General features: G+C 68.8%; 22 protein-coding genes. 11 read left to right on the top strand and 11 right to left on the bottom strand.

All coding sequences use genetic code 11. The annotated features are described in order from the left end of the window. Window positions 1–58: 58 nt before the first annotated feature. The 5 genes from ABZ570_RS26960 to ABZ570_RS26940 all read right to left on the bottom strand — a co-directional run bounded on the left by ABZ570_RS26960 (window position 59) and on the right by ABZ570_RS26940 (window position 4,856). On the bottom strand, window positions 59–748 hold the full coding sequence (locus ABZ570_RS26960; protein ID WP_358069310.1) for an SMI1/KNR4 family protein: 690 nt from the start codon (window positions 746–748) through the stop codon (window positions 59–61). A gap of 154 nt (window positions 749–902) precedes the next feature. Beyond that, window positions 903–1,658: a hypothetical protein gene (locus ABZ570_RS26955; protein ID WP_358069307.1), complete on the bottom strand. Its 756-nt coding sequence runs from the start codon at window positions 1,656–1,658 to the stop codon at window positions 903–905. A gap of 495 nt (window positions 1,659–2,153) precedes the next feature. Further along, window positions 2,154–2,516 (bottom strand): hypothetical protein, encoded by a 363-nt coding sequence (locus ABZ570_RS26950; RefSeq protein ID WP_358069304.1) that lies wholly within the window; start codon window positions 2,514–2,516, stop codon window positions 2,154–2,156. A 61-nt stretch (window positions 2,517–2,577) separates the two neighbouring features. Next, window positions 2,578–3,585, bottom strand: coding sequence for a hypothetical protein (locus tag ABZ570_RS26945; protein WP_358069301.1), 1,008 nt, complete (start codon window positions 3,583–3,585; stop codon window positions 2,578–2,580). Between the two features lie 140 nt (window positions 3,586–3,725). Further along, window positions 3,726–4,856, bottom strand: a complete 1,131-nt coding sequence (locus tag ABZ570_RS26940; RefSeq protein WP_358069298.1) for an FAD-dependent monooxygenase — start codon at window positions 4,854–4,856, stop codon at window positions 3,726–3,728. 24 nt (window positions 4,857–4,880) lie between these two features. Here ABZ570_RS26940 and ABZ570_RS26935 point away from each other — a divergent pair, with 24 nt between their 5' ends. Then, window positions 4,881–5,606, top strand: a complete 726-nt coding sequence (locus tag ABZ570_RS26935) for a TetR/AcrR family transcriptional regulator (RefSeq protein ID WP_358069295.1) — start codon at window positions 4,881–4,883, stop codon at window positions 5,604–5,606. Window positions 5,607–5,713: 107 nt separating this feature from the next. Here the strand turns inward: ABZ570_RS26935 and ABZ570_RS26930 are convergent, their stop codons facing one another. Both ABZ570_RS26930 and ABZ570_RS26925 read right to left on the bottom strand, forming a co-directional pair. Next, window positions 5,714–5,896: a hypothetical protein gene (locus ABZ570_RS26930; protein WP_358069293.1), complete on the bottom strand. Its 183-nt coding sequence runs from the start codon at window positions 5,894–5,896 to the stop codon at window positions 5,714–5,716. Between the two features lie 172 nt (window positions 5,897–6,068). Next, the gene (locus ABZ570_RS26925) at window positions 6,069–6,191 is read right to left on the bottom strand and encodes a helix-turn-helix domain-containing protein (RefSeq protein WP_358069290.1); all 123 of its coding nucleotides are present in this window, start codon (window positions 6,189–6,191) and stop codon (window positions 6,069–6,071) included. A gap of 75 nt (window positions 6,192–6,266) precedes the next feature. On the opposite strand from ABZ570_RS26925, the gene ABZ570_RS26920 reads away from it, so the two are divergent. The 3 genes from ABZ570_RS26920 (at window position 6,267) to ABZ570_RS26910 (ending at window position 9,140) form a co-directional block, all read left to right on the top strand. Further along, the gene (locus ABZ570_RS26920; RefSeq protein ID WP_358069287.1) at window positions 6,267–7,475 is read left to right on the top strand and encodes an FAD-dependent oxidoreductase; all 1,209 of its coding nucleotides are present in this window, start codon (window positions 6,267–6,269) and stop codon (window positions 7,473–7,475) included. 10 nt (window positions 7,476–7,485) lie between these two features. Next, on the top strand, window positions 7,486–8,439 hold the full coding sequence (locus ABZ570_RS26915) for a sigma-70 family RNA polymerase sigma factor (RefSeq protein WP_358069284.1): 954 nt from the start codon (window positions 7,486–7,488) through the stop codon (window positions 8,437–8,439). A gap of 203 nt (window positions 8,440–8,642) precedes the next feature. Then, window positions 8,643–9,140, top strand: a complete 498-nt coding sequence (locus ABZ570_RS26910) for a YcxB family protein (RefSeq protein ID WP_358069281.1) — start codon at window positions 8,643–8,645, stop codon at window positions 9,138–9,140. 101 nt (window positions 9,141–9,241) lie between these two features. On the opposite strand, the gene ABZ570_RS26905 is transcribed toward ABZ570_RS26910, so the two are convergent. Then, window positions 9,242–9,850 carry a class I SAM-dependent methyltransferase gene (locus tag ABZ570_RS26905; RefSeq protein WP_358069278.1) on the bottom strand — a complete coding sequence of 203 codons (609 nt, stop codon included), beginning with the start codon at window positions 9,848–9,850 and terminating at the stop codon, window positions 9,242–9,244. Between the two features lie 123 nt (window positions 9,851–9,973). Here ABZ570_RS26905 and ABZ570_RS26900 point away from each other — a divergent pair, with 123 nt between their 5' ends. Together ABZ570_RS26900 and ABZ570_RS26895 are read left to right on the top strand one after the other, a co-directional pair. Beyond that, window positions 9,974–11,137, top strand: a complete 1,164-nt coding sequence (locus ABZ570_RS26900; RefSeq protein WP_358069275.1) for a hypothetical protein — start codon at window positions 9,974–9,976, stop codon at window positions 11,135–11,137. Next, entirely contained in the window at window positions 11,124–11,762 is a 639-nt protein-coding gene (locus ABZ570_RS26895) for a hypothetical protein (protein WP_358069272.1), read from the top strand. The genes ABZ570_RS26900 and ABZ570_RS26895 overlap by 14 nt, the downstream gene beginning before the upstream one ends. A 164-nt stretch (window positions 11,763–11,926) precedes the next feature. Here the strand turns inward: ABZ570_RS26895 and ABZ570_RS26890 are convergent, their stop codons facing one another. Further along, on the bottom strand, window positions 11,927–12,886 hold the full coding sequence (locus ABZ570_RS26890; protein WP_358069269.1) for a YafY family protein: 960 nt from the start codon (window positions 12,884–12,886) through the stop codon (window positions 11,927–11,929). Window positions 12,887–12,980: 94 nt separating this feature from the next. On the opposite strand from ABZ570_RS26890, the gene ABZ570_RS26885 reads away from it, so the two are divergent. Beyond that, window positions 12,981–13,550 (top strand): DinB family protein, encoded by a 570-nt coding sequence (locus ABZ570_RS26885; RefSeq protein ID WP_358069266.1) that lies wholly within the window; start codon window positions 12,981–12,983, stop codon window positions 13,548–13,550. A 42-nt stretch (window positions 13,551–13,592) separates the two neighbouring features. Here the strand turns inward: ABZ570_RS26885 and ABZ570_RS26880 are convergent, their stop codons facing one another. Then, window positions 13,593–13,865 carry a S26 family signal peptidase gene (locus tag ABZ570_RS26880; RefSeq protein WP_358069263.1) on the bottom strand — a complete coding sequence of 91 codons (273 nt, stop codon included), beginning with the start codon at window positions 13,863–13,865 and terminating at the stop codon, window positions 13,593–13,595. A gap of 549 nt (window positions 13,866–14,414) precedes the next feature. Between ABZ570_RS26880 and ABZ570_RS26875 the strand changes: the two genes are divergently transcribed. After that, window positions 14,415–15,251: an SDR family oxidoreductase gene (locus ABZ570_RS26875; protein WP_358069260.1), complete on the top strand. Its 837-nt coding sequence runs from the start codon at window positions 14,415–14,417 to the stop codon at window positions 15,249–15,251. Between the two features lie 279 nt (window positions 15,252–15,530). Here ABZ570_RS26875 and ABZ570_RS26870 read toward each other — a convergent pair whose 3' ends face one another. Beyond that, a complete protein-coding gene (locus tag ABZ570_RS26870) occupies window positions 15,531–15,968 on the bottom strand; it encodes a GNAT family N-acetyltransferase (protein WP_358069257.1) in 438 nt (145 codons plus the stop codon). A gap of 113 nt (window positions 15,969–16,081) precedes the next feature. Here ABZ570_RS26870 and ABZ570_RS26865 point away from each other — a divergent pair, with 113 nt between their 5' ends. The 3 genes from ABZ570_RS26865 to ABZ570_RS26855 all read left to right on the top strand — a co-directional run bounded on the left by ABZ570_RS26865 (window position 16,082) and on the right by ABZ570_RS26855 (window position 20,470). Then, entirely contained in the window at window positions 16,082–16,594 is a 513-nt protein-coding gene (locus ABZ570_RS26865) for an IS3 family transposase (RefSeq protein ID WP_358069254.1), read from the top strand. A gap of 481 nt (window positions 16,595–17,075) precedes the next feature. Next, a complete protein-coding gene (gene rph, locus ABZ570_RS26860) occupies window positions 17,076–19,673 on the top strand; it encodes a rifamycin-inactivating phosphotransferase (RefSeq protein ID WP_358069251.1) in 2,598 nt (865 codons plus the stop codon). A gap of 386 nt (window positions 19,674–20,059) precedes the next feature. Beyond that, the gene (locus ABZ570_RS26855; protein WP_358069248.1) at window positions 20,060–20,470 is read left to right on the top strand and encodes a hypothetical protein; all 411 of its coding nucleotides are present in this window, start codon (window positions 20,060–20,062) and stop codon (window positions 20,468–20,470) included. Window positions 20,471–20,693 lie beyond the last annotated feature (223 nt).

Genomic DNA, 20,693 nt, shown 5'->3' with positions numbered 1-20,693 from the left:
CGCGCCGCGGATGCCTTCGCCACCATGTGGCCAGGGTCCAGCTCACGCCGTCCGTGGGCTACGGAGTGTTCCGGCTCGCTCCGCGCTGGGTTTGCTCTTCCGCCTGTTCGAGCCAGCCCCGGTACCAGCGAGTGAAGCCGGTAGGGCTTCCGTCGGACTCGTGCAGAGGCCGGAACCCGCCGTCGCCGGCGGTGTCGTCTGCCCACATCTGGCCGCGAGCGGGTCCACTGATGACGAGGGCGTTGCGGTAAGCGCAGCCGAGGTGACAGAGATAGAGCAGTCCGATGGAGTGCCCGGGTGAGAAGACGACGGCTTCGTGCTGCTGCCAGTATGCGTCTTCCGCCTCGTTGAACTCGGCTTCGGAGTCGAAGTCCTCCTCGGTGGGCGGATCTGGCAGAGCGTCTGCGGGGTTGAAGGCATCGGTGTGCGGAAACGGTCGGCTCAACGTGTCCAGGTCGGTGAGATCGGCGCCGTCGCCTTCCCACCGCCAGCGGCCGTCTACCCGCTGAACGGGAAAGAGGCCGTACGCCGGGCCGGTGCCACCACGACTGACTTGTAGAAGAAAGGACCGGTACTCGGCAGGTAGCTCGACACCCAACTGTGATTCCAGCTCGGCCAGTTCATCCATGGTCAGAGGCGGCTCGCTTCGCCACTGATGGCGGTTGGCCCCGAAGACCGTGTCGGCATTCGGGTGTGTTGACAAGCTGGCCAGGCGGCCGGGCACATCCGACCAATCCGAGAGGGTCACGGCAACACCCTAGACGTGCGCTGGCGCCCTCTCATGCCGCGAGCCGCGCGTTACGCAGCGTGACTCGATGCCGGTTAGGTCGCCGGCCGAAACCGCCGATGTGCGGACGGGCTGGCTGGGGTCGAGTCGTGCTTCGACGGGGTTCGCCGGGCGGTCAGCGAGCTGTTGGACTCTTCTTGGCCATGGCCGCGATGGATGCCGCCATGTCTTTGACAAAGGCATCCCTGGTCGGAGCAGCAACGCGGTCCAGAGAGAGGTAGGGGTTGAGATCCTCAAGTTCGACGAGTAGGAGTTCGCCGGCTCGTGTGCGACACGCGTCGACGCGCTGAATGCCGTGGCTGATGTCGTTCCAGTCGATGAACCGCTGAGCGAAAGCCAAGTCGGCATCGGCCGGTTCGTAGGGTTCGAGCAGCCACCGTTGGTCGGCATGAGGCGCGTACAACGCGTACTCGAAGGTGCGATCGACGAAGTAGAACGAGACTTCGTACTGGAAATCGACACGTGGCTGGACCAGCAGGTTGTCGTAGTTCAGGTCCTGCAGTTGCTCGCGTCGAACGAACTGCAGACCAACGGAATCAGCCCCGAACTTCGGCTTGGCCACGTACTGGGTGGCCGGTGGCAGGCGATCGACGTCCGGCAACCGGTCAACGGTGGGGATGACGGGGTAGCCGGCTCCGTACAGATCCAACAGGTACTGCTTGCCGGCCATGTCGGCCTTGCCGGTCAACTCGGTGAAAACTCGCACACCCGCCTGCCTCGCACGAGCACGAAACTCGTCGTGATGATCCTGGTAGTACAGGACGGGGCCGCTGTTGCGAACCACGACCACATCAAAGGAGTCCATAAGCTCAACCGCATCGATCGGGTGGCACAGGGCGATGTCGAAGTGCTCCCGCAGCTGGGTCGACAAGAAGATGTCCTCGTCGCAGTAGCGACGCCCGCGCGCCTCGTATGCCAGATCGGTGACGTAAAGGACGCGGGCTCTACGGGGCGGCACGGGGCGTTCTCCTGTCGGTCGGGCGTGGGTGCAGTCTCGCCGAAACCTGCGCGAAGGAGTTTAGGCAGGCCCCCTGCCGGTGCGATGCGACTCGACCTGCTGCACGCTTACGGCACTCATCTGCCGCCGCCTGGGCGCGCTGGATGGGGGAGCCTGACGGCCGTGCCGATGTCAGATGGGCTGGTGCGCTCGCTGTTTCACGACGTTGATGCCCCTGCCGTCGGCGCGTTGCTGACGGCGGTTGACGAGGTGATGAACAGCAAGGTCACGCGGCCACGCACACCCTTGCGGGTGCCAACTCCCGTTCCCCGACGCCACGTACGGCGTGGTGTCCAGGCTGCCTGGCGGCGGGGCGGCGTCAGGATGCGCGGCCGGGCTGGGCCCACCGGATCAGGCGTGCGGCGACGATCACGAGGCAGGCCAGCGCCCCGACCGCCAGCAGCAGTGTGAAGGCCGGGTTTGAGGTAGACGGTCTGCAGCCACGAGATGTCTTGGCCGCGATACGAGGAAGCCGACCACCCGGTGGAGCGCCAGCGCCAGCATCAGCGGCAGCAGATACGGGGCCATCCGGGCCAGGGCCGCCGGGCCGGCCCGGCCGCGGTCGGCCCGCTGGCGCGAACGCCGGGCCCCGCGTGCAGGCAGGACCACGACGCCGACGGCGAGCAGGAGGAGTACGAGATCGGTCACGATGAGCGGCGACGGCTGCGCCGGCATCGGCCGGCCCTCGATCAGGTCGATGAGCTGGGCGCCGAGGTTTGCCGCGGGTTCCACCGTCGGAACCGCCTGGCGAGTCGCTGGTCCAGCCAGACACGCACACCGCCCAGGTCGGAAGTCACTGCATGGCGGTGGCAGGCGGGTGATCAAAGGAAGCCGGGCAGCGAAAGACGTACAAGGCGTAGCCCCGGCCGATCGAGACGTCGGTGGGGGTGGATGAAGCGTCCGCCGGATCCTCCACCGGCCGCCAACTGCCGCCCTTGCCGTGCCACTCGCTGGAGTCGGCAGTGAGCAACAGCGTCATCGCGGTGCCGCACTCGGCGCAGTCCACCGGATGCGGATCGGTCAGCGACCAGTTCGCGAAGCCGCCCACCTTCCAGCCCGGCGCCAGCGACAGGTCGAACTGATAGCTGAGCCCGTCCGCGGCTTCGTCATCATCGTCAGTGTCCTCCTCCCAGGCGGTGATCTGCGCGTCCAGTTCCTCGGGCAGCAGCCCGCCGTACTGGTACTCGCGAATCTGTTCGGGATGTACCACGCAGGGCGTCGGTAGGTAGGAGTCGCTGACGACCGGCGGTTCGGGCGCCGCATCCAAGGGCTGGGCGACGTCGCTGCTACGCCGCCAATACAGCCGAACCCGCGGGTTGTAGCCCTCCTCCGGGTGATCCAGCGGGCACCACAACACCTGTAACAGGTCGGCACCGTCCGGGCCGACGAAGTCGGGAACGTCGCGGCGGTAGAGCTGCGCCGCGGGAACCAACGGGATCAGCTGCTTCACCAGATCGTGCGGCTCGGAGAACTCGGAGTCCGGCAGCTCTGCCCGCTCATCGTCGGTCAGCTGGTAACGGGCGCCGGTCGCAGCTGCCCGCGCCTCCGCCGCCGCGTAGATCTCCCGACGACGGCGGACGGCCGCCGGTGTTTCGAGCCGGAAGATGTAGTGAGCATCGCCGTCGCCGCACACCGGCCACGCCTCATCGGCCGGCCAGAGCAGAGGGCCCCCGACCGAGCTTTCGGCGGTCGTCGGCCTACCGGGCCGGGGATGCAGTCTCGTCGCTGTTGTCGAATGCTCGTTCAGCTCTGGGAAAAGTTCCGTAATGTCAACCGGCCGCGGCGGCGTGGTGCGAGTCATGGCCGAGGATCTTAGGAACCGGGTACGACGAAGACCACGCAGTCAGCTCGACAGGGCATCCGCATCCAGCCGATGAGCGGAGATCCGGTCTTCCAGGGCAGGAGCGTCTACAAGGGTGAGGCCGGCTGCGTGGCGCGTTGTCAATCTGCGGGTGCCGGCTCGGTGGGCCGCGGCGTGAAGAAGCGGATGATGTCCTCGGCTGCGGTGGGGGACAGCATCATTGCCTGGACTCGTGCGGACATTTCGGCGATCGGGTGGGTTCTGGTGAACATCGCCTCCTCGTACGTCTGGATCGCCGAGTCGGGGCCGGCGGGGTTGGCGGCGAGTTCGGCGGCGAGTTCGGCGGCGTCGAGCATGGCCTGGTTGGCGCCCTCGCCGACCGGCGGCATGAGGTGCGCGGCGTCACCGATGAGGGTGATGCCCGGCTGGTGGGCCCAGCGTGTACCGGTGGGCATCGCCTCGATCCTGCGCGGGGTCGGCGGGCTGTCGCCGGCTTCGATGAGGGCGGTGAGGCTGGGGTTCCAGCCATCGAACGTGTCCAGCAGAGCGCGCTTGCTGCGGTAGGTGTCCAGGTGGCGGCCGTCCGCGGGTAGGGAGATGCCGACTCGGATGCTGCCGTCGCCTTGGCGTTGCGCTGCCAGGATCTGGTTCACGCCGATGCACCAGAGGTTTCCGGGGCCGACCAGCTCGGCGAGATCCGGGTGGCGCCGGTCGGCGTCGCTGATGTTGAGCTCTACCAGGGTGGCCACGGAGGACAGTGTCGCGTCGGTCAGCAGCGACCGGACGACCGAGCGTGCGCCGTCCGCGCCGATGAGGACGTCGCAGTCGGCGCTGTGGCCGCCATCGAACATGAGCCTGAGGCCTCCGTCGGGTCGTGGCGTCGCCGCGACGAGCCGGTGCTGCCAGGCCACCGCGTCGCCGGGGAGCGAATCGAGCAGAAGATCACGCAGTGCGCCGCGGTCGATCTCGGGGCGTCCGGAGAATGAGCCGGGTTGTGGCTTGTGGTGCACGAGGGTGCGTCCGGCCGGGTCGAGGATGCGATGTTCCTCGCCCTCCGGCCGCGCCTCGGACCGGAATCGGCCGGCGAGGCCCGCGTCGGCCAGGGCCCGTTGCCCGGACTCCGGGTGCAGGTCGAGCGATCCGCCCTGTGATCGCGCGGATCGGCTTGCCTCGCGTTCGTACACCACCGCGTCGATGCCGTGCCGGTGCAGGATTCGGGCCAGCGTCAGGCCGCCGAGGCCGCCACCGGCGATCGCGATTCGCATCATCATCTCCGTTACCGTACGCTGTATCTCATGGATACGCCGTACGGTAGCGCACCGCTGCCCGTCTGGGAACGGCCCGAGCCTCAGCCGCGGGCGGCGCCGGTGCCGCTGAGCCGTGCGAAGATCGCCGCCACGGCGATCCGGATCGCCGACGCGCACGGCCTCGAGGGGCTATCGGTACGCAAGATCGCCAAAGAGCTCGGCGTCGGTCCGATGCGGCTCTACGACTACGTGATCAACAGATCCGAACTGCTCGATCTGATGGTCGACGCCGTGTATGCCCAGATAGCGGAGGCCGGCCAGCACTCCGAGTGGCGCGCCACGGTACTGGCCATCGTTCACCGGACCCGCGCTGCCGCTCTTGATCATGAGTGGTTCGTCGACCTGCTCGGCGCAAGGCCACACATTGGACCGCACGCGCTCGCCGTGGGCGAATCGACCGCGGCGGCGCTCAGCCAGGCCCCTGGCGTGCGCGGTATCGACGATCTCCAGCGGGCTGTGGGCGCCCTCAACGCGTTCATCGTCGGAGCGCTCCGCAGGGAGATCACCGAGCGACGCGCCGCCCGTCTGACCGGCACCGACGTGTCCGCTTGGCAGGCCGCCCTCGGGCCCTACCTGACACGCATGCTCGAAACAGGCCGCTACCCCACCATCGCCCGGCTCGTCATCGACGGCGCCCACCTCAACGCCGAGGAAACCTTCCACCACAACCTGATCACTATCCTGGACGGCATCACCAGCCATCCCCGCACGTGACCTACTGCCCGCATGCCAGTATCGGCTGGCCACCGATACACCTCGATCAGGCATTCGGATCTGCGCTGGATGCGCGTCCCGTGCGGGACTCCGGTTCACGGGGTTGCTCAGTCCGGAGCCTTGCACTGGAGACCGGCGCTTGTCAGCTCGTTGGAGCGAACCAGTTCCCGGATCGCGTTGGTCATGGCTGTTACGCCGGGTTCTGGCACGATCAACTGGTCAACGGCCCAGAAGTAGCTGCCGTTGGCGACCTCGTCGGTCTCTTTCCACCTGGCGAGCGGTCGTCGCACGGGCCGAGTCGACAAGGCTGGAGGGTATAGGCGTCGCTGCCGCGTGTGTACGACGTTCCTGCCGAGATCGGTGACGTCGGCACCGCTCATGCCGAAAGTAGTGCGTGTGATCTTGTGCAGAATCGGCTCACCGCAGCGCGCCCGCGTCGCAGGTCTCGGCGGCGGGTAGCCGTCACGCGCCCGCGGAGTCCGCGGTCTCCCCACGCAGCAGGTCGCCGGGCTGGTAGTCGAGGGCTTCGCAGAGTGCGGCGAGGATGGTGAAGCGAGGCTCCTGCCGCTCTGTGACCCATGCCACATGCAGCTCCTGTCAGCAATCAGGGCGCCGTTCCGCTCAAGTCACCGAGAGCAAGCGGACCGACAGGAGCAACACATGAAGCACCGCATCGTCGTCCTCGGCGCCGGCTATGCCGGGGCCCACGTGGCCGGGAACCTGGCCCGCCGGCTGTCCCCGGCGGACACCGAGATCACCGTGGTCAACGCCGAGCCGGACTTCGTCCAGCGGCTGCGGCTGCACGAGCTCGCGGCCGGCCACGAGATCAAGGCTCCGAAACTCGCGGACGTCTTCGCGGGCACGGGGATACGGCTGCGCCTGGCCCGGGTCACCGCCGTCGACCCCGAGCGCCAGGTCGTCGCCGTGGCCGACGCCGACGGCGGCGGCGAGCTCGGCTACGACATGCTTCTCTACGCGCTCGGCAGCCACGGCGACGACCGCGGCGTACCCGGTGTGGTCGAGCACGCCTTCGACATCGCCGCCCGGCCCTCGGCGCTGCGCCTGCGGGAGCGTCTGGACAGCCTGGGCAGGCGGGGCGAAGGCGGGAGGGTGCTGGTCGTCGGCGACGGGTTGACCGGCATCGAGACCGCCACCGAGATCGCCGAGGCCCGGCCCGGCCTGTCGGTGGCGCTGGTCGCCCGCGGCGAGCTGGGCGCCCGGCTCTCCGCCGGAGCCCGCAGCCACCTGCGCCAGGCCTGCGTCCGGCTGGGCATCACCGTCCTGGAGCACACCAGCGTCGAAGCCGTCGAAGCGACGCGGGTGCTGTGCGCCGACGGTACCGCCCTGGCGTCCGACGCCACCGTGTGGACGGCCGGGTTCGCGGTCAACCCCATCGCCGCCGCCAGCGGGCTGGAGGTCACCGAGAACGGTCGGATCGTCGTCGATCGCACCATGCGGTCGGTGTCGCACCCGAACGTCTACGCCGCCGGCGACAGCGCCTACGCCATCGGCGACAACGGCCGGCCGCTGCCGATGTCCTGCGCTTCGGCCGGTTTCACCGGCCAGCAGGCCATCGAGGCGATCGTGGGACGCCTGACCGGCCGCAAGATCGCGAACACCAAGCTGGTCTACCCGGGCAACCACATCAGCCTCGGGCGGCGGGACGGGATCGTGCAGCTGGTCGACGACGAAGCGCAAGCAAAGCCGAAGTACCTGGGCGGCCGGAAGGCCGCGCGGATCAAGGCGGGCATCCTCAAGGTCTCGCTGTGGGCCACCTCGCACCCGACGTTCGGTATGCCCAAGCGCAAGCGGCGCCTGGCCGCCCCGCCGACTGCGTCCGCCAAGAAGGCGGTCGGCGCAGCCGCCTAGGGTGATCCGCGTGGACAGCACCGCCACTGAGCGCTTCGATACCAGTCGGTTCGAGGCCAGCCGGAACCGGCTGGCCTCGCTGGCGTACCGGCTGCTGGGCTCCGCCGCCGACGCCGAAGACGCCGTGCAGGATGCGTTTTTGCACTGGCAGGCCGTCGACCGGCAGCGGATCAAGGTGCCGGAAGCATGGCTGACCAAGGTCGTCACCAACCTGTGCCTCGACCGGCTCCGCTCGGCACGAGCCCGCCGCGAACGCACCGTCGGCGCCTGGCTGCCCGAACTGCTCCTCGACGGCGACCCGATGCTCGGCCCGGCCGACACTGTCGAGCAGCGCGAATCGGTCTCCCTGGCCGTGCTGACTCTCATGGAGCGCCTGTCACCCCTCGATCGGGCCGTCTACGTCCTGCGCGAAGCGTTCTCCTACAGCCACGCCGAGATCGCCGAGATCCTCGACATCACCGAGTCCGCAAGCCAGCAGCACCTCCACCGGGCCCGGCGCCGCATCACCGCCGCACGCCGCCGCGGCGGCGAAGTCGACCCGGCATCCGCCCGCAGGATCGTCGAGGAATTCCTCGCCGCTGCCTCCTCGGGCCGCACCGAACGGCTGGTGGCGCTGCTCACCGACGACGCGACCGCGATCTCCGACGGCGCCGGCCTGACCGAGAAGCTGCTGCAGTACGACACTCCGCAGCGCATCGCCGCCGTCGTACGGGCCGGCTTCAAACCCACACCCGCGAAACGGCGACTTGCCGGCGGCACGCCCGCCATCCACTACGCGCTCGTCAACGGCGCCCCCGCCATCCTCTTCGTGCTCGGCGACCAGGTCATCGGCACTGTGGCGTTCGACATCACCAACGGCAAGATCGCAACCGTGCGCGGCATCGCTGCCCCCACCCGCCTCGCCCGCCTCGGCGAAGCCTGGCGGCAGCACGAACCGGACACGCCGCTCGTCGCCGAGTGGTGACCCGACACCGCTCGCAGCCAGGCGCAGCCGCGCTGCGATGAACCTGCCTGTAGGCGGCGGGTGCCGAAACCCCGCGGGCGGACGCTGTCCTGCCCGCACTGCCTGAACACCTCGCCCATGCCCGTGTCCGGCGCTGTGATGCGGCAAGCTGGGGCGGGAGCCAGGCGGTGTCCGGGGGCGGGTGGGGGCATTATGGTTCTGGCGTGCACATCCGTTTTGACGTCCCAGCCGATCCCGCCTACCCCGGCCGCGTGGCCGCTGCGCTCAGCAGTGTTCGGCTGCGCAAGTTCGGTTATATCGGCGCGGTGCTGGCGGCGGTCGGGGCGATCGGTTTCGCCGTCTCGCGGGGGTTCGCGTGGGGCGACCAGATCTCGCCGCTGTGCCTGGCCATGGTCGTGGCTGGCCTGCTGTCGATGCTGTACTCGCCGTGGGTACGCTGGCGCGCCCGGCGCCGCTCCAGTCGCTACGCCGTCGAGGGCGCCTACGACATCACCGACGACAACATCATGATGCGCAGCGGCTCGGAGTCTGGCGGCATCGCCTGGGACGGGGTCGCCCAGGTAAGGGACACCCCTGAGTTCTGGATCGTGTACGTCGGCCGGATGCCGGCGACCGTGATCCCACGTCGCTTGATGTCCGCCGAGGACGCCGAGACGTTGCGCGCCTATATGGCCAAACGTGGGCTGCTCAAGCTGCGGTGAACTCACTTGTCGCGATCCGCGCACGACGCAGCGTCACGACTGGGGCGTGGCTCGGTATCCACTCATGCCGATGAGCAAGCATGGAGGCTTGCCCGCTTAGCTCACCCGGCGGTGGCGATTGCCGCGATGGCGGCGTGTGGTCGATGAGTGCCGTCGCTGGGCCGCTGCAGGCGTTCTACCTCCGTGAAGCCGGCTCGCGTCAACCGTTCGGAGATCTCGTCGACGGGCCAGCGATACGCTGTCACGACTTTGTGGTCGAAGGCGGCGACCTCGTCACCGTCGAAGACACCGAGTACCAATGCTCCGGCCGGGGCTATTGCTCGCCGGAACTCGGCGAGTACGCCGTCGAGACTTTCCGGCGGTAGGTGGATCAACGAGTACCAGGCCAGGATGCCGGCGACGGAGCGGTTGGCAACCTTGAGGTCTTCTATCGAACCGAGTTGGTACCTGCCGCTCGGGTGGGCCGCCCGCGCATGGGCGATGAACTCGGGGACCATGTCGATTCCCGTGGCGTCGGCGCCCAGCGAGCGAAGGTAACCGGTGATATGGCCAGGCCCGCACCCCAGATCGAGCACCGTGCCAGGTCGGCCCGCCAGATGTCGCGCGATGAAGGCGAGGTCGTCGGCGTGTACCTGTTGGCTTGTACCGAACAGCCCGATGTAGAGCTCTGCGACGGACGCGTATGCCTGCCGGACCTGTTCCAGGTTCACCGAACGACTATATGAGCCCTCGGGCTGGGCAGAGCAGGCCCGGCATCAGCGGGGGGCGAGGACAGGGCGGCGCGCGGGAGGGCGGCCCGTTAAGCTGGCCGGCTGCCGTACGGAAGGCCGAGTGTGACAACTGACCGAGTCGATCTCCCCGAGCTCTGGAGACTCACCTGGAGAGACGTCGACCCCGCCGCGCGGCCCGCGTTCAACCCGGCCGGTGTCGCGGAGCTGGTGCGGGTGCTGCCGCCGGCCGCCGAGGTCCCGCCGGCCGGCACCGACTGGCGGCTCATCGACTTCTGGTACGACCGGATGACGGAGGCGCTGGTCGAGCACCTGGGCGACTGGGTGGTGGGCTGGTGGTACACCGTCGCGATGGAGGACTACCAGGACCGCGGCGTTATTCCGCTCTGGCGGGCGGAACGTCCTCCGGTGACGACACCGGAGGAGACGCTGACCCGCCTCGCTGACGCCGTGGTGGCCTGGCATGAACTGCTGGTTGAACTCGCCACCGATGCCTGCGGCCGTTTTGCGGAGGCGGCCCCGGCGGCAGCGGACGGTACGGGCGAGCCGCCGGCCTGGCGGGCTGTTCAGGGCAACGGCCGGATCACCATCTACACCGTGCCGCAGGACCGCCGTCTGCCCTATCCGAGTCAGCTGAGCTGGGCGGACACTGATTTCCCGGATCGGGTCTTCGATCCGGACACGGTTCGGGCGGCGGTGAGCGATCTGGTCGCGGCGTCCGAACTCCCGTCACCAGGCGCCGACTGGCGTCTCAGGGACCTGTGGCTGGAGAACGTGTCGGCCGGGCTTGTCGACCGGTACGGGCGGTGGGCGGTGGGTTGGCGCTGGTCGGTCGGCGAGGGTGACTTCGATGGTGGCCCGGTTGGCTCCTGGTGCTGCTTCTCGGACTCGGTCACCACACCGGAAGCGACCGCGACCACGATCTCCGCGGCCCTGGTGGAGTGGCGCGACTGGCTGGACGATTTGGCGGAGCGGTTCGACCGGTTCCTGCCGCTTCCCGCCGACGACCTGGACGGATGGGAGCGCGCGGTTGCTCACCTGGTGACTGCGGTCGGTGACCGTACCCAGTACGAGTCCGGCTGGTACCGCTGCTGCATGACCGTGCTCGGCTGGTTTCTCGAGGCGGCCGGCATCGAGTCCACCCGCCGGGAGGAACTGCTCGAACACGCGGTCGCCGGCCGCTTCGACAGCTGGGTGGAGCCGCCGAGAGCGGTCGTGGAGTCGGTAGCCGAGGACCTGGCCCGGCGGGTGGCCGTTGACCACACCTGATCACCTGGCGGTGTGGCAGCGGTTGCGGGATACCGTCGCCTGGCGGGATGTCGTCCCGCACCCGAAGGCGCCGGTGTCGGCGACTCGTGACGGCTTCGTCGGTTTCGCCCGCGGATCCGCTGGACGTGACCCGCAACGGCTGAGCCGGCTGCTGACTGCGTACGACGACGTGCGGCTCGAAGCCGTCGCCAACGCCGACCTCACCTCGGGCCTACTGGCCCGCTGGAACCGGATCATCCGTGGTGTCCCGGTCGCGGCGTTCCGCCGGGCACCCGCGTACGCGAAGAACGGCCGGGAACGGTACGGGCTGCACCCCGACACCGAGCACCGGTTCGCCTCGTGCCTGGCAGAGGCCGCCGACCGGGAAACACCGGTGACGGCCCGGGCGGCCCGGGCCTACCTCGACGTCGCCTTCTTCCACCCGTACGACGACGGCAGCGCTCGTTTGGCCGGGCTGGTGTTCCAGTTCGTGCTGCTACGCGAGAGCATCGAACTCGACGAGGTCGCGCCGATCCTTACGACGGTGCGCCGCGCCGACGACGCCGAGGGCGCAGCGGACCTGGCCCGGCTGGTCCACGGCATCGCCGCGGCCGCCCATCGCCGCTGGCTGCGGGCGAACAGGTAGACGAAGATCGACGATGCCAGGCGGCATCTAAGCCAAGGTTAAGCCCGCACGGCTGCTGCGGTCCGCGCACGACACAGCGTCACGACTGGGGCTGGCTCGGTATCCGCTCATGCCGATGCCGGATGGGGCTGTATGCCGCGAGCGCGTCGACCATGGAAGGCGGATCACGCCCTAGCCCGGTTGAATCGGGCGCCCCAGTTGTGGATCTGCTCGAGCAGTTCGGGCGGGTTGAGGACGCGGAAATCGGCGCCGAGCGCGCCCAGTGCCATGGTCGGCCAGTCCAGGGAGTCGGCGGTCATCCGCACTCGGCAGTGCTCGGCGTCGAGTTCCTCGACTGTGCCCCACCGGCCGATCCGCTCGCGCACGGCTGCGGCCGGGGCGTCGACCAAGGCCTCCACCCGGTACGGGCGGGGCAGGTTGCCGAGGCTGGTGCGGACGAACTCGGCGGCGTCGGCGGCGGGTAGGTCGCGGGGCCGGAACCGGGAGCCGGTGCCGTGTGGCGTGGTGAGGCGGTCGATTCGGAAGCTGCGCCAGTGGTGCCGGGTGAGGTCGTAGGCGACCAGGTACCAGCGGCGGCCGAGGGAGACCAGCCGGTGCGGTTCGACGTGCCGGTCGGTGTGCTGGCCGTCGGCGGCGGTGTAGGAGAAGCGGAGGTGTTCGCTGTCCCGGCATGCCAGCGCGACCGCGGTGAGCACGCCGGGGTCGACGCCTGGCCGGGTCGGGCTGTCCCAGCCGGCGGGCAGGGTCATCGCGCGCAGCGCCTCGACCTGGCGCCTTAGCCGGGCCGGCATCACCTGCACCACCTTGGCTAGCATCCGCACCGAGGACTCGGCGAGGCCCTCCACCGCGCTGTGCGCGGCGGCCTGCAGCCCCACCGCTAGGGCGACCGCCTCCTCGTCGTCGACCACTAGCGGCGGCAGTGCCGCGCCCGCGGTGAGCTGATAGCCGCCGTCCACGCCGCGCCGCGCCTCGACCGGATAGCCAAGCTCGCGCAGCCGATCGATGTCCCGGCGCAGGGTGCGGACCGAGACCTCCAGTCGCTCAGCCAGTTGGGTGCCGGGCCAGTACCGGTGGGTTTGCAGCAGGGACAGCAGCCGCAGGGTCCGGGTGCTGGTGTTCGCCATGTCGTTGATTCTTGCGCTATTCAGGTCAGGAAGTGGCCGCAGGGCAGCCTAACGTGGGTCCTGACCCACGAAAACAGGTAAGGAACTGGAGATCATGAGCGAGACCACAACCGCCGATGGACGGACCACCCACGACCTGGCCGACGCGCCGGCCGTCACTGGCGAGCGCGCCGACCTGCTGGCGACGCTGGCCAAACAGCGGCACTTCCTACGCTTCACCACCCGCGACCTCACCGACGAGCAGGCCGGGCGGCGCAGTACCGTCAGCGAGCTGTGCCTGGGCGGCTTGATCAAGCACGTCACCGCGGTCGAGCAGAGCTGGGTGGACTTCATTTCGGATGGCCCGTCGGCGATGGGCGACTTCACCACCATGACGGAGGCCGACTGGGCCCGACGGGCCGACGGGTTCCGGCTGCTACCCGGCGAGACACTGGCCGGTGTGCTGGCCGACTACGCCGAGGTGGCCCGCCGGACCGATGAGCTGGTCGCCACCCTGCCTGACCTGGACGCCACCCAGCCGCTACCCAAGGCCCCATGGTTCGAGCCCGGCGGGCGGTGGTCGGCCCGCCGGGTGCTGATGCACATCATCGCCGAGACCGCCCAGCACGCCGGCCACGCCGACATCATCCGCGAGTCCCTGGACGGTGCCAAGAGCATGGGCTAACAGGGGCATGGTGAGGGCGCGTTACGCCGCGCCCCCACACCATCAGTACGAGGATGCGGGGCGCCTCCAAAAACAGCGCCCCTCGAAAGGGCGCATCCTTAGCGACGCGTCCTCAGCCACATACGGCTCGGCCAGCGGCTTACCGTCGACCGTCACCTTGCCCGAGGTATCGCAGCAGGCGATGGTTTCGCCGCCGACCGCGACGACGCGTTTGAGCAGCGGCGCCTTACGGTCACCCCAGAGACCGCCGGGGGAACGGTTGACTTCCTCCCCACGCCTGAAGGCGGGGGATTCCCGTGGCTGTGGCGTGTTCATGCCGCGAGCCTTGCGGGTGGTTGGCGCTTCACGGACCGCCCTTCGGCGAGGTCTCCACGCCCGGTTACCGCCAGCCCGGCGGCGAGTATGTTCTTGGCCGCGTTCACATCAGCGTCATCGCCGTCCGGGCCTGCTGATTGATCGCGAGCGGCCACGGTCGGTAGCTGGCCTCTGAGTCGAGCCGGAATCCTGAACTGCCGATGACCGGGTGCCGTTGTTACAGGTGTCCGGTCTTGTCAGGTACGGACGTTCCGTCTTGTCGTTTGGGGCCGTATGCGGCCACCAACGACGTAGCCTGGAGCCGCGGCTCGGTTCCACGATGACGCGGCGATGCTGGTGCCTCTGCGGCCGGCATTGCGCTCGCTGCAGCGACCATCACGTTGTGCGGGGCGCGCTCGAGCGGCAGGGTCGCAACGGGCAGCGATCCGCGGCCCGATCTTGCCGAGCTCCTCACCGCAGCAAGTCTCGAATGCTTGAATCACAGCCTCCCGCGCACTCCCCGGCGGATGGCCTGACTGTCAGAGGCGGTCTCACGGAAGGGCAAGACCCATGGCAGATCGGTTGAAGGGCAAGGTCGCGGTGATCACGGGCGCGGCGAGCGGCATCGGTCGCGGCGGCGCTGAGCTCTTCGTCGCCGAGGGCGCGAAGGTCGTCGCCGCCGACATCAACGACGAACTGGGCGCGGCGCTCCAGAAGGAGTACGCGGGTTCGCTCGTCTACGTCCATACCGACGTCACGAGTGAGGCCGACATCGCCGCCGCTGTCGACACGGCGGTGAGTGAGTTCGGAAAGCTCGACATCATGTTCAACAACGCGGGCGCGCAGGGAGATCCGTCTCCGCTGATCGAGATCGGCAGCGAGGGCTTCGACAAGACGATCGCGTTGCTGACGCGCTCGGTCGTGCTCGGCCACAAGTACGCGGCGCGGCAGTTCCAGCGCCAGGGCACCGGCGGCTCGATTGTCTCGACGGCGAGCGCCGCCGGCCTGCAGGGCGGCTGGAGTGCCGCAGGTTACACGATCGCGAAACACGCGGTCGTCGGGGTCGTGCGGCAGGCCGTCGTCGAGTTCGCACCGCTCGGCATCCGGTCCAACGCCATCGCTCCCGGGATCATCCGCACGCCCATCATGGCGCGCAGCTTCGGCGTTCCCCCAGACCAGGCGGATGCGTTCAGCGACTTCCTCGAGGAGAAGCTGGGTGCCTCGCAGCCGATCGGGCGCCTGGGCTTGCCGTCCGACATCGCCGAGGCCGCCCTGTGGCTCGCCAGCGACGCGTCGTCCTTCGTCACGGGGATCGTATTGCCGGTTGACGGCGGCGCAACGGCAGCGTACGCGGGCGGCTTCGCCGCCGACGTGGTCGCGGCCGCAAATGAGTTCACCACCCGTTGACGACCCGGCGTCCCTGCCCGCTGTGACCCGCCAGCGCGGCATGGACGCCCGCAAGGTTCTTCACCTTCTTTCGGCACGCCCGCGCGTTGACGCCAACAGGGGAGCGCCACGGCATCCGCATCTGCCGCCGACCGAGCGTCACGGTCCGTCACGAGTGTTCGGGCAGCGAACACTCGACCATGTCGAATTGAGGACGTTCGATCAGGGCGTCAAGTGGGGCCGGTCAGGCGGGCGAGGAGCTCGCTTGACTGCGGGCTCGGAACCTAAAATCCCCGGTTGCTACCTGACCGGTGGGCGGCGCATCGCGATGTGGGTCGGGCCGCCGGGCACGAGGGGCAATGCGTCGTCGACGACGGTGAAGCCGAACCGTTGGTAGAACGCCACGTTGTCCGGGTCGGAGGTCTCAAGGTAGCAGGCGGTGCCGGCCCGGTCGGCATGCCGAAGTCCCGCGGCGACGAGCCAGGATCCGTGGCTGTGGCCCTGGTGACTCGGACGTACTCCGAGCACGACGAGGTACCAGTGCGGCTCGGTGGGGTGTGCGCGTGCGGCGTTGGATCCAAGGCGCATGAAGGCGGGGAAGGACCGGGGCGCGGCGATCATGGTCTGGATGAGTGTCGGCGCGGCCCGCGCCTGCCGGGTGCCGGTCCAGGGGAAGGCGCCCGGAGGCAGCCAGACCGCGACGGCGGCCGTGGCGCCGGCATTGGTACTGGCGTACACGGAGCCGAATGGGATCGCGTCGCGCACGGTGGCTTCGAAGAACGGACGCAGTACATGCAAGCGGCGCCGAGGGTCAGGGAAGACGTGGCGGAATGCCGGGTAGGCGGCGTGGCTTGCGACTAGCACGTCCGCTCCTTGCCGGTGTCCGCACCGACGAGGGCAAGCTCTATCTGGCCACCGTCATCGACCTGTACTCGCGTCGCATTCTCGGCTACGCGATGGGCGCCCACCACGACGCCGGGCTGGTCGTCGCAGCGCTGAACATGGCCGCCGTCACCCGCGGCGGCAGCGTCGAAGGGGTGATCTTTCATGGCGACAGGGGCAGCGAGGGGGAGTACACCTCGGCCGACTTCGCCCGGGCCTGCGCCCGATGGAAGGTGCGCCAGTCGATGGGCCGGGTCGGCTCGTGCTTCGACAACGCCGTCGCCGAGGCCACCTTCTCCACCATCAAGGTCGAGTACGTGCACCGCCGCCACTTCCGCACCCGCACCGAAGCCCGCCTGAAGATCGCGACCTGGATCACCGACTTCTACAACCGGCGCCGCCGGCACTCCGTCTGCGACTGGCGCTCACCCATCGACTACGAACGATCAGCGACCCGCGCCCTGGAGGCCCAGGCCGCATAACGGAGTCCTCCACGAATCCAGGGGATTGACATACCGCCGTACGAGGTGCGTTGCCGCTTCACGAGAAGCTTGTCAGGCCCAGCGGGGGGCAAAGACAAAGGCAAGGAGCATCACTCCTTGCCACTCTTAACGTATAGCGCACTGGGGGGCTTGCGGCAAGACCCGTGTTGTGGCGCAGAATCGTCGGCCGAGGCCACAACCTGCGGAAATGGGGGCACGACGTGCCTGTGTTGTTGTCGACGTACGGGGGACGCGGTGATCTTGAGCCAGTGGTGGGACTGGCGCTGCGGTCGCGGGCGCTCGGTGCGGAGGTGCGGGTGTGCGCTCCGCCCGACTGGGCGCAGCGGCCGGCCGACTCGTCAAAGGGAGGGCAACCAGTGATGAGGACGTCCTCGACGGAAGGTTCGACAGAGCTGGCGGCGCCGGCGATTCGATCGGCCAGTGCAGTGCAGCTGAGCACGGCTGTCTCGGAGGTGTCGCAATGATCGAGCAGTACGTGTTGCATCTTCACGATGTTGACGAGACGCAGGGCGCGGTCGTTGGCGGCAAGGGCGCGCACCTGGGCGGGCTGTCGCGGATCGAGGGCATCCGTGTGCCGGCTGGATTCTGCGTGACGACGGACGCCTTCCGGCGGATCATGGCGGAAGCGCCGTCGATCGATGATCGGCTCGATCAGCTGTCGCGCCTGAACCTGGACGACCGGGAGACGATCCGCGCGCTCAGCGCGGAGATCCGCCGGACCATCGAAGAACTCGCCATCCCCGACGATCTGGCGGCGGCGATCGCCCGCGCGGTCGCCCAGCTCGGCGAGCAAGCCGCCTACGCCGTCCGATCCAGCGCGACGGCAGAGGACCTGCCGACGGCCTCCTTCGCCGGCCAGCAGGACACATACCTGAACGTCGTGGGGCCGGCGTCGATCCTCCAGCACGTCAGCCGGTGCTGGGCGTCGCTGTTCACCGAGCGGGCCGTGACCTACCGCCAGCGCAACGGCATCGACCACCGTGTGGTCCACATGGCCGTGGTCGTGCAGCAGATGGTCTTCCCGCATGCGGCCGGCATCGTGTTCACGGCCGACCCCGTCACGGGCAACCGGAAGGTCGCCACCGTGGAGGCCAGCTTCGGCCTCGGCGAGGCCCTGGTCTCCGGCCTGGTGAACCCGGACGTCTTCAAGGTGCGCGACGACGGGATCGTCGCCAAGACGATCGCCGCCAAACAGCGTGCCGTTCACGCCCTGCCCGCTGGCGGTACGCAGGAGGTGACGATCGACCCGCAGCGGCAGGAGCAGCCGGCGCTGACGGACGCGCAGGTCGTGCGGCTCGTGCAGCTCGGGCGGCGGATCGAAGCGCACTTCGGCCGCCCGCAGGACATCGAATGGTGCCTGGTCGATGATGGCTTCCAGATCGTCCAGAGCCGGCCGATCACCACGCTCTTCCCCATCCCCGCGGCCCACGACGCAGAGAATCGCGTCTACCTCTCAGTCGGCCACCAACAGATGATGACCGACCCCATGAAGCCCTTGGGAATCTCCGTGTGGCAGCTGACGGCCATGGCACCGATGCACGAGGCCGGTGGGAGGCTGTTCGTCGACGCCACCCGGCGCCTGGCCTCGCCCGCGAGCCGCGCCGGCTTCCTGGAGATGGCGGGGAGGTCCGATCCGCTGACCAGGGACGCCCTGGAGACCGTCCTCGACCGCGACGACTTCGTCCCGTCGCTCCCGGACGCGGGTCCTGGCGGGCCGCCGGCCAGCGGCGCGCCCACCCCGATCGAGACCGATCCGGCCATCGTCACCGAGCTGATCGAGCGCAGCCAGGCGTCCATCGCCGCCCTACGACGCGACATCCGGACGAAGACCGGACCCGCGCTGCTCGACTTCCTGCTGGAGGCATTCCAGGAGCACAAGCGGGTCCTCAGCGATCCGCTGAGCATGCAGGCGATCACGGCGGGGATGGAGGCCACCTGGTGGCTCAACGACCAGCTGCACGAGTGGCTGGGCGAGAAGAACGCGGCCGACACGCTCACACTGTCCGCCCCCAACAACGTCACCTCGGAGATGGGACTGGCGCTGCTCGACGTCGCCGACGTGATCCGCCCGCACCCGCAGGTGGTGGAGTTCCTCCAGGGCGTCGAGGACGACCGCTTCCTGGACGAGCTGCCGAAGCTCGCGGGCGGGACCGAAGCGCGCGACGCCATCGAGGCCTACCTCGACCGATACGGCATGCGGTGCGTCGGCGAGATCGACATCACGAGGCCGCGCTGGAGCGAACGCCCCAGCACGCTCGTGCCCCTGATCCTCGACAACGTCAGGAACTTCGAGCCGGGCGCCGCCGGGCGGCGCTTCGAGCAAGGACGGCAGAAGGCGCAGAAGAAGGAACAGGACGTGCTCGAACGCCTGCGGGCACTGCCGGACGGAGAGCAGAAAGCCGACGAGACCAAGCGGATGATCGACCGGGTCCGGACCTTCATCGGCTACCGGGAGTACCCGAAGTACGGCATCATCGGCCGCTACTTCGTCTACAAACAGGCCTTGCTGGAAGAGGCCGAGCGCCTCGTGCAGGCCAACGTGCTCCCTGAGAAGGAAGACATCTTCTACCTCACGTTCCCCGAGCTCCACGACGTCGTGCGCTCGAACAGAGTGGATGACCAGCTCATCCAGCAGCGCAAGGACGCGTTCCGGTCGTACCAGGCGCTCACGCCGCCCCGGGTGCTCACCTCTGACGGCGAGGCCGTCACCGGCGCGTACCGGCGCGACGACGTGCCGGCCGGTGCCCTGATCGGCTTACCGGTCTCCGCCGGGACCATCGAGGGAAGGGCCCGCGTCATCCTCGACATGGCCGAGGCCGACCTCGAGGCGGGCGACATCCTGGTCACGGCCTACACCGATCCCAGCTGGTCGCCCCTGTTCGTCGCGATCACGGGCCTGGTGACGGAGGTGGGCGGCCTGATGACCCATGGCGCAGTGATCGCCCGGGAGTACGGCTTGCCGGCCGTCGTCGGTGTGGTAGACGCCACCCGGCTTATCCGGGACGGGCAGCGGATCCGCGTGCACGGGACCGACGGGTACGTCGAGATCCTGTCTTGACCGACCACACCGAGAAGGCCCCTCGAGGCGTCGCTCGGAGGGCGGGTTCAGGTTGGCTGGTGGCGGGGCCGGGAAGTGGCTTGTCCGAAGGGCCGATGTCCGGGGTCAGGTCGGTCACGGTGGATAGCAGAGTCGAGTGCCCTCCCGGATCCGCCGCCTGCCGTCTGGTCGGCGACCATGCGGGCGTAGATGCGTCGGTGTCGCCTTCGGTGCGATTCCACAGCCCGACCACGGCCCTGATGTGCAGGGTCCGGTTGATCCGCCGGTTGCCGGCGGGGGAGAGCTTCCCCGAAAGTAGGGCGTCGGGCTGATGCCGGGACGAGTACCCAGCCCCGGCGCCGAGCTGACCCGGGACCACCGCTCGCGGGTGAGCAAGGATGTGACCCATGGGCCATGAGCATCGCGTGTTCCACAACCCGCCGCCGGCAACGCCGGCCGATGTACGCGCGGCGCTTGATCGCGGAGAGCTGTCCCGCGCACTGGATGCGATGGTCGGTGCCGTGCTGTACGGCGACGGGGACTGGAAGGAGCTGCAGGAGCTCTATCTTGGGCTACTCGATCACGAGGATCGCCAGGTGAAGGCCCTCGCCGCCACGTGTTTGGGGCATCTGGCGAGGGTTTACGGCCGGATGGATGAAGCTCGGGTAGTTGCCGCCCTTCGCCGTGTCCGGTCGGCCCCTTATGTCGGTGGTGCCGCTATCACTGGGCTGGAGGACATTGAACTCTTCCTCCATCCCCGGCGTGCGCGGTGGCGGGGCCGCCTATGGAGAGCCCTCCGTCCTTGGACATGGTTCTGAGGTTCTCGACTTCTCATCGTGCTCGAGGTCGACACCCGGGTGGAGGCAGTCGTCGGCGAAACAGGAAAACCCGAGGGCGACCAAGGGAATCCCCGTCCTTTAGGGCGGGGAGGATGTCAACACCGAGCCCGAACCGCTCGCAACCACCGGGCTGTCTGACGCGCATCATCCTCGGATGCCACCGGGTGCGGGTAGCGAAGCAGCGGACGGGTACGCAATACCC

Source organism: Micromonospora sp. NPDC007271, from assembly GCF_040634005.1.
Classification (GTDB): Bacteria; Actinomycetota; Actinomycetes; order Mycobacteriales; family Micromonosporaceae; genus Micromonospora.
The sequence above is the reverse complement of the archived record's forward strand: the minus strand, read 5'-3'. Positions and strand labels throughout refer to the sequence as shown.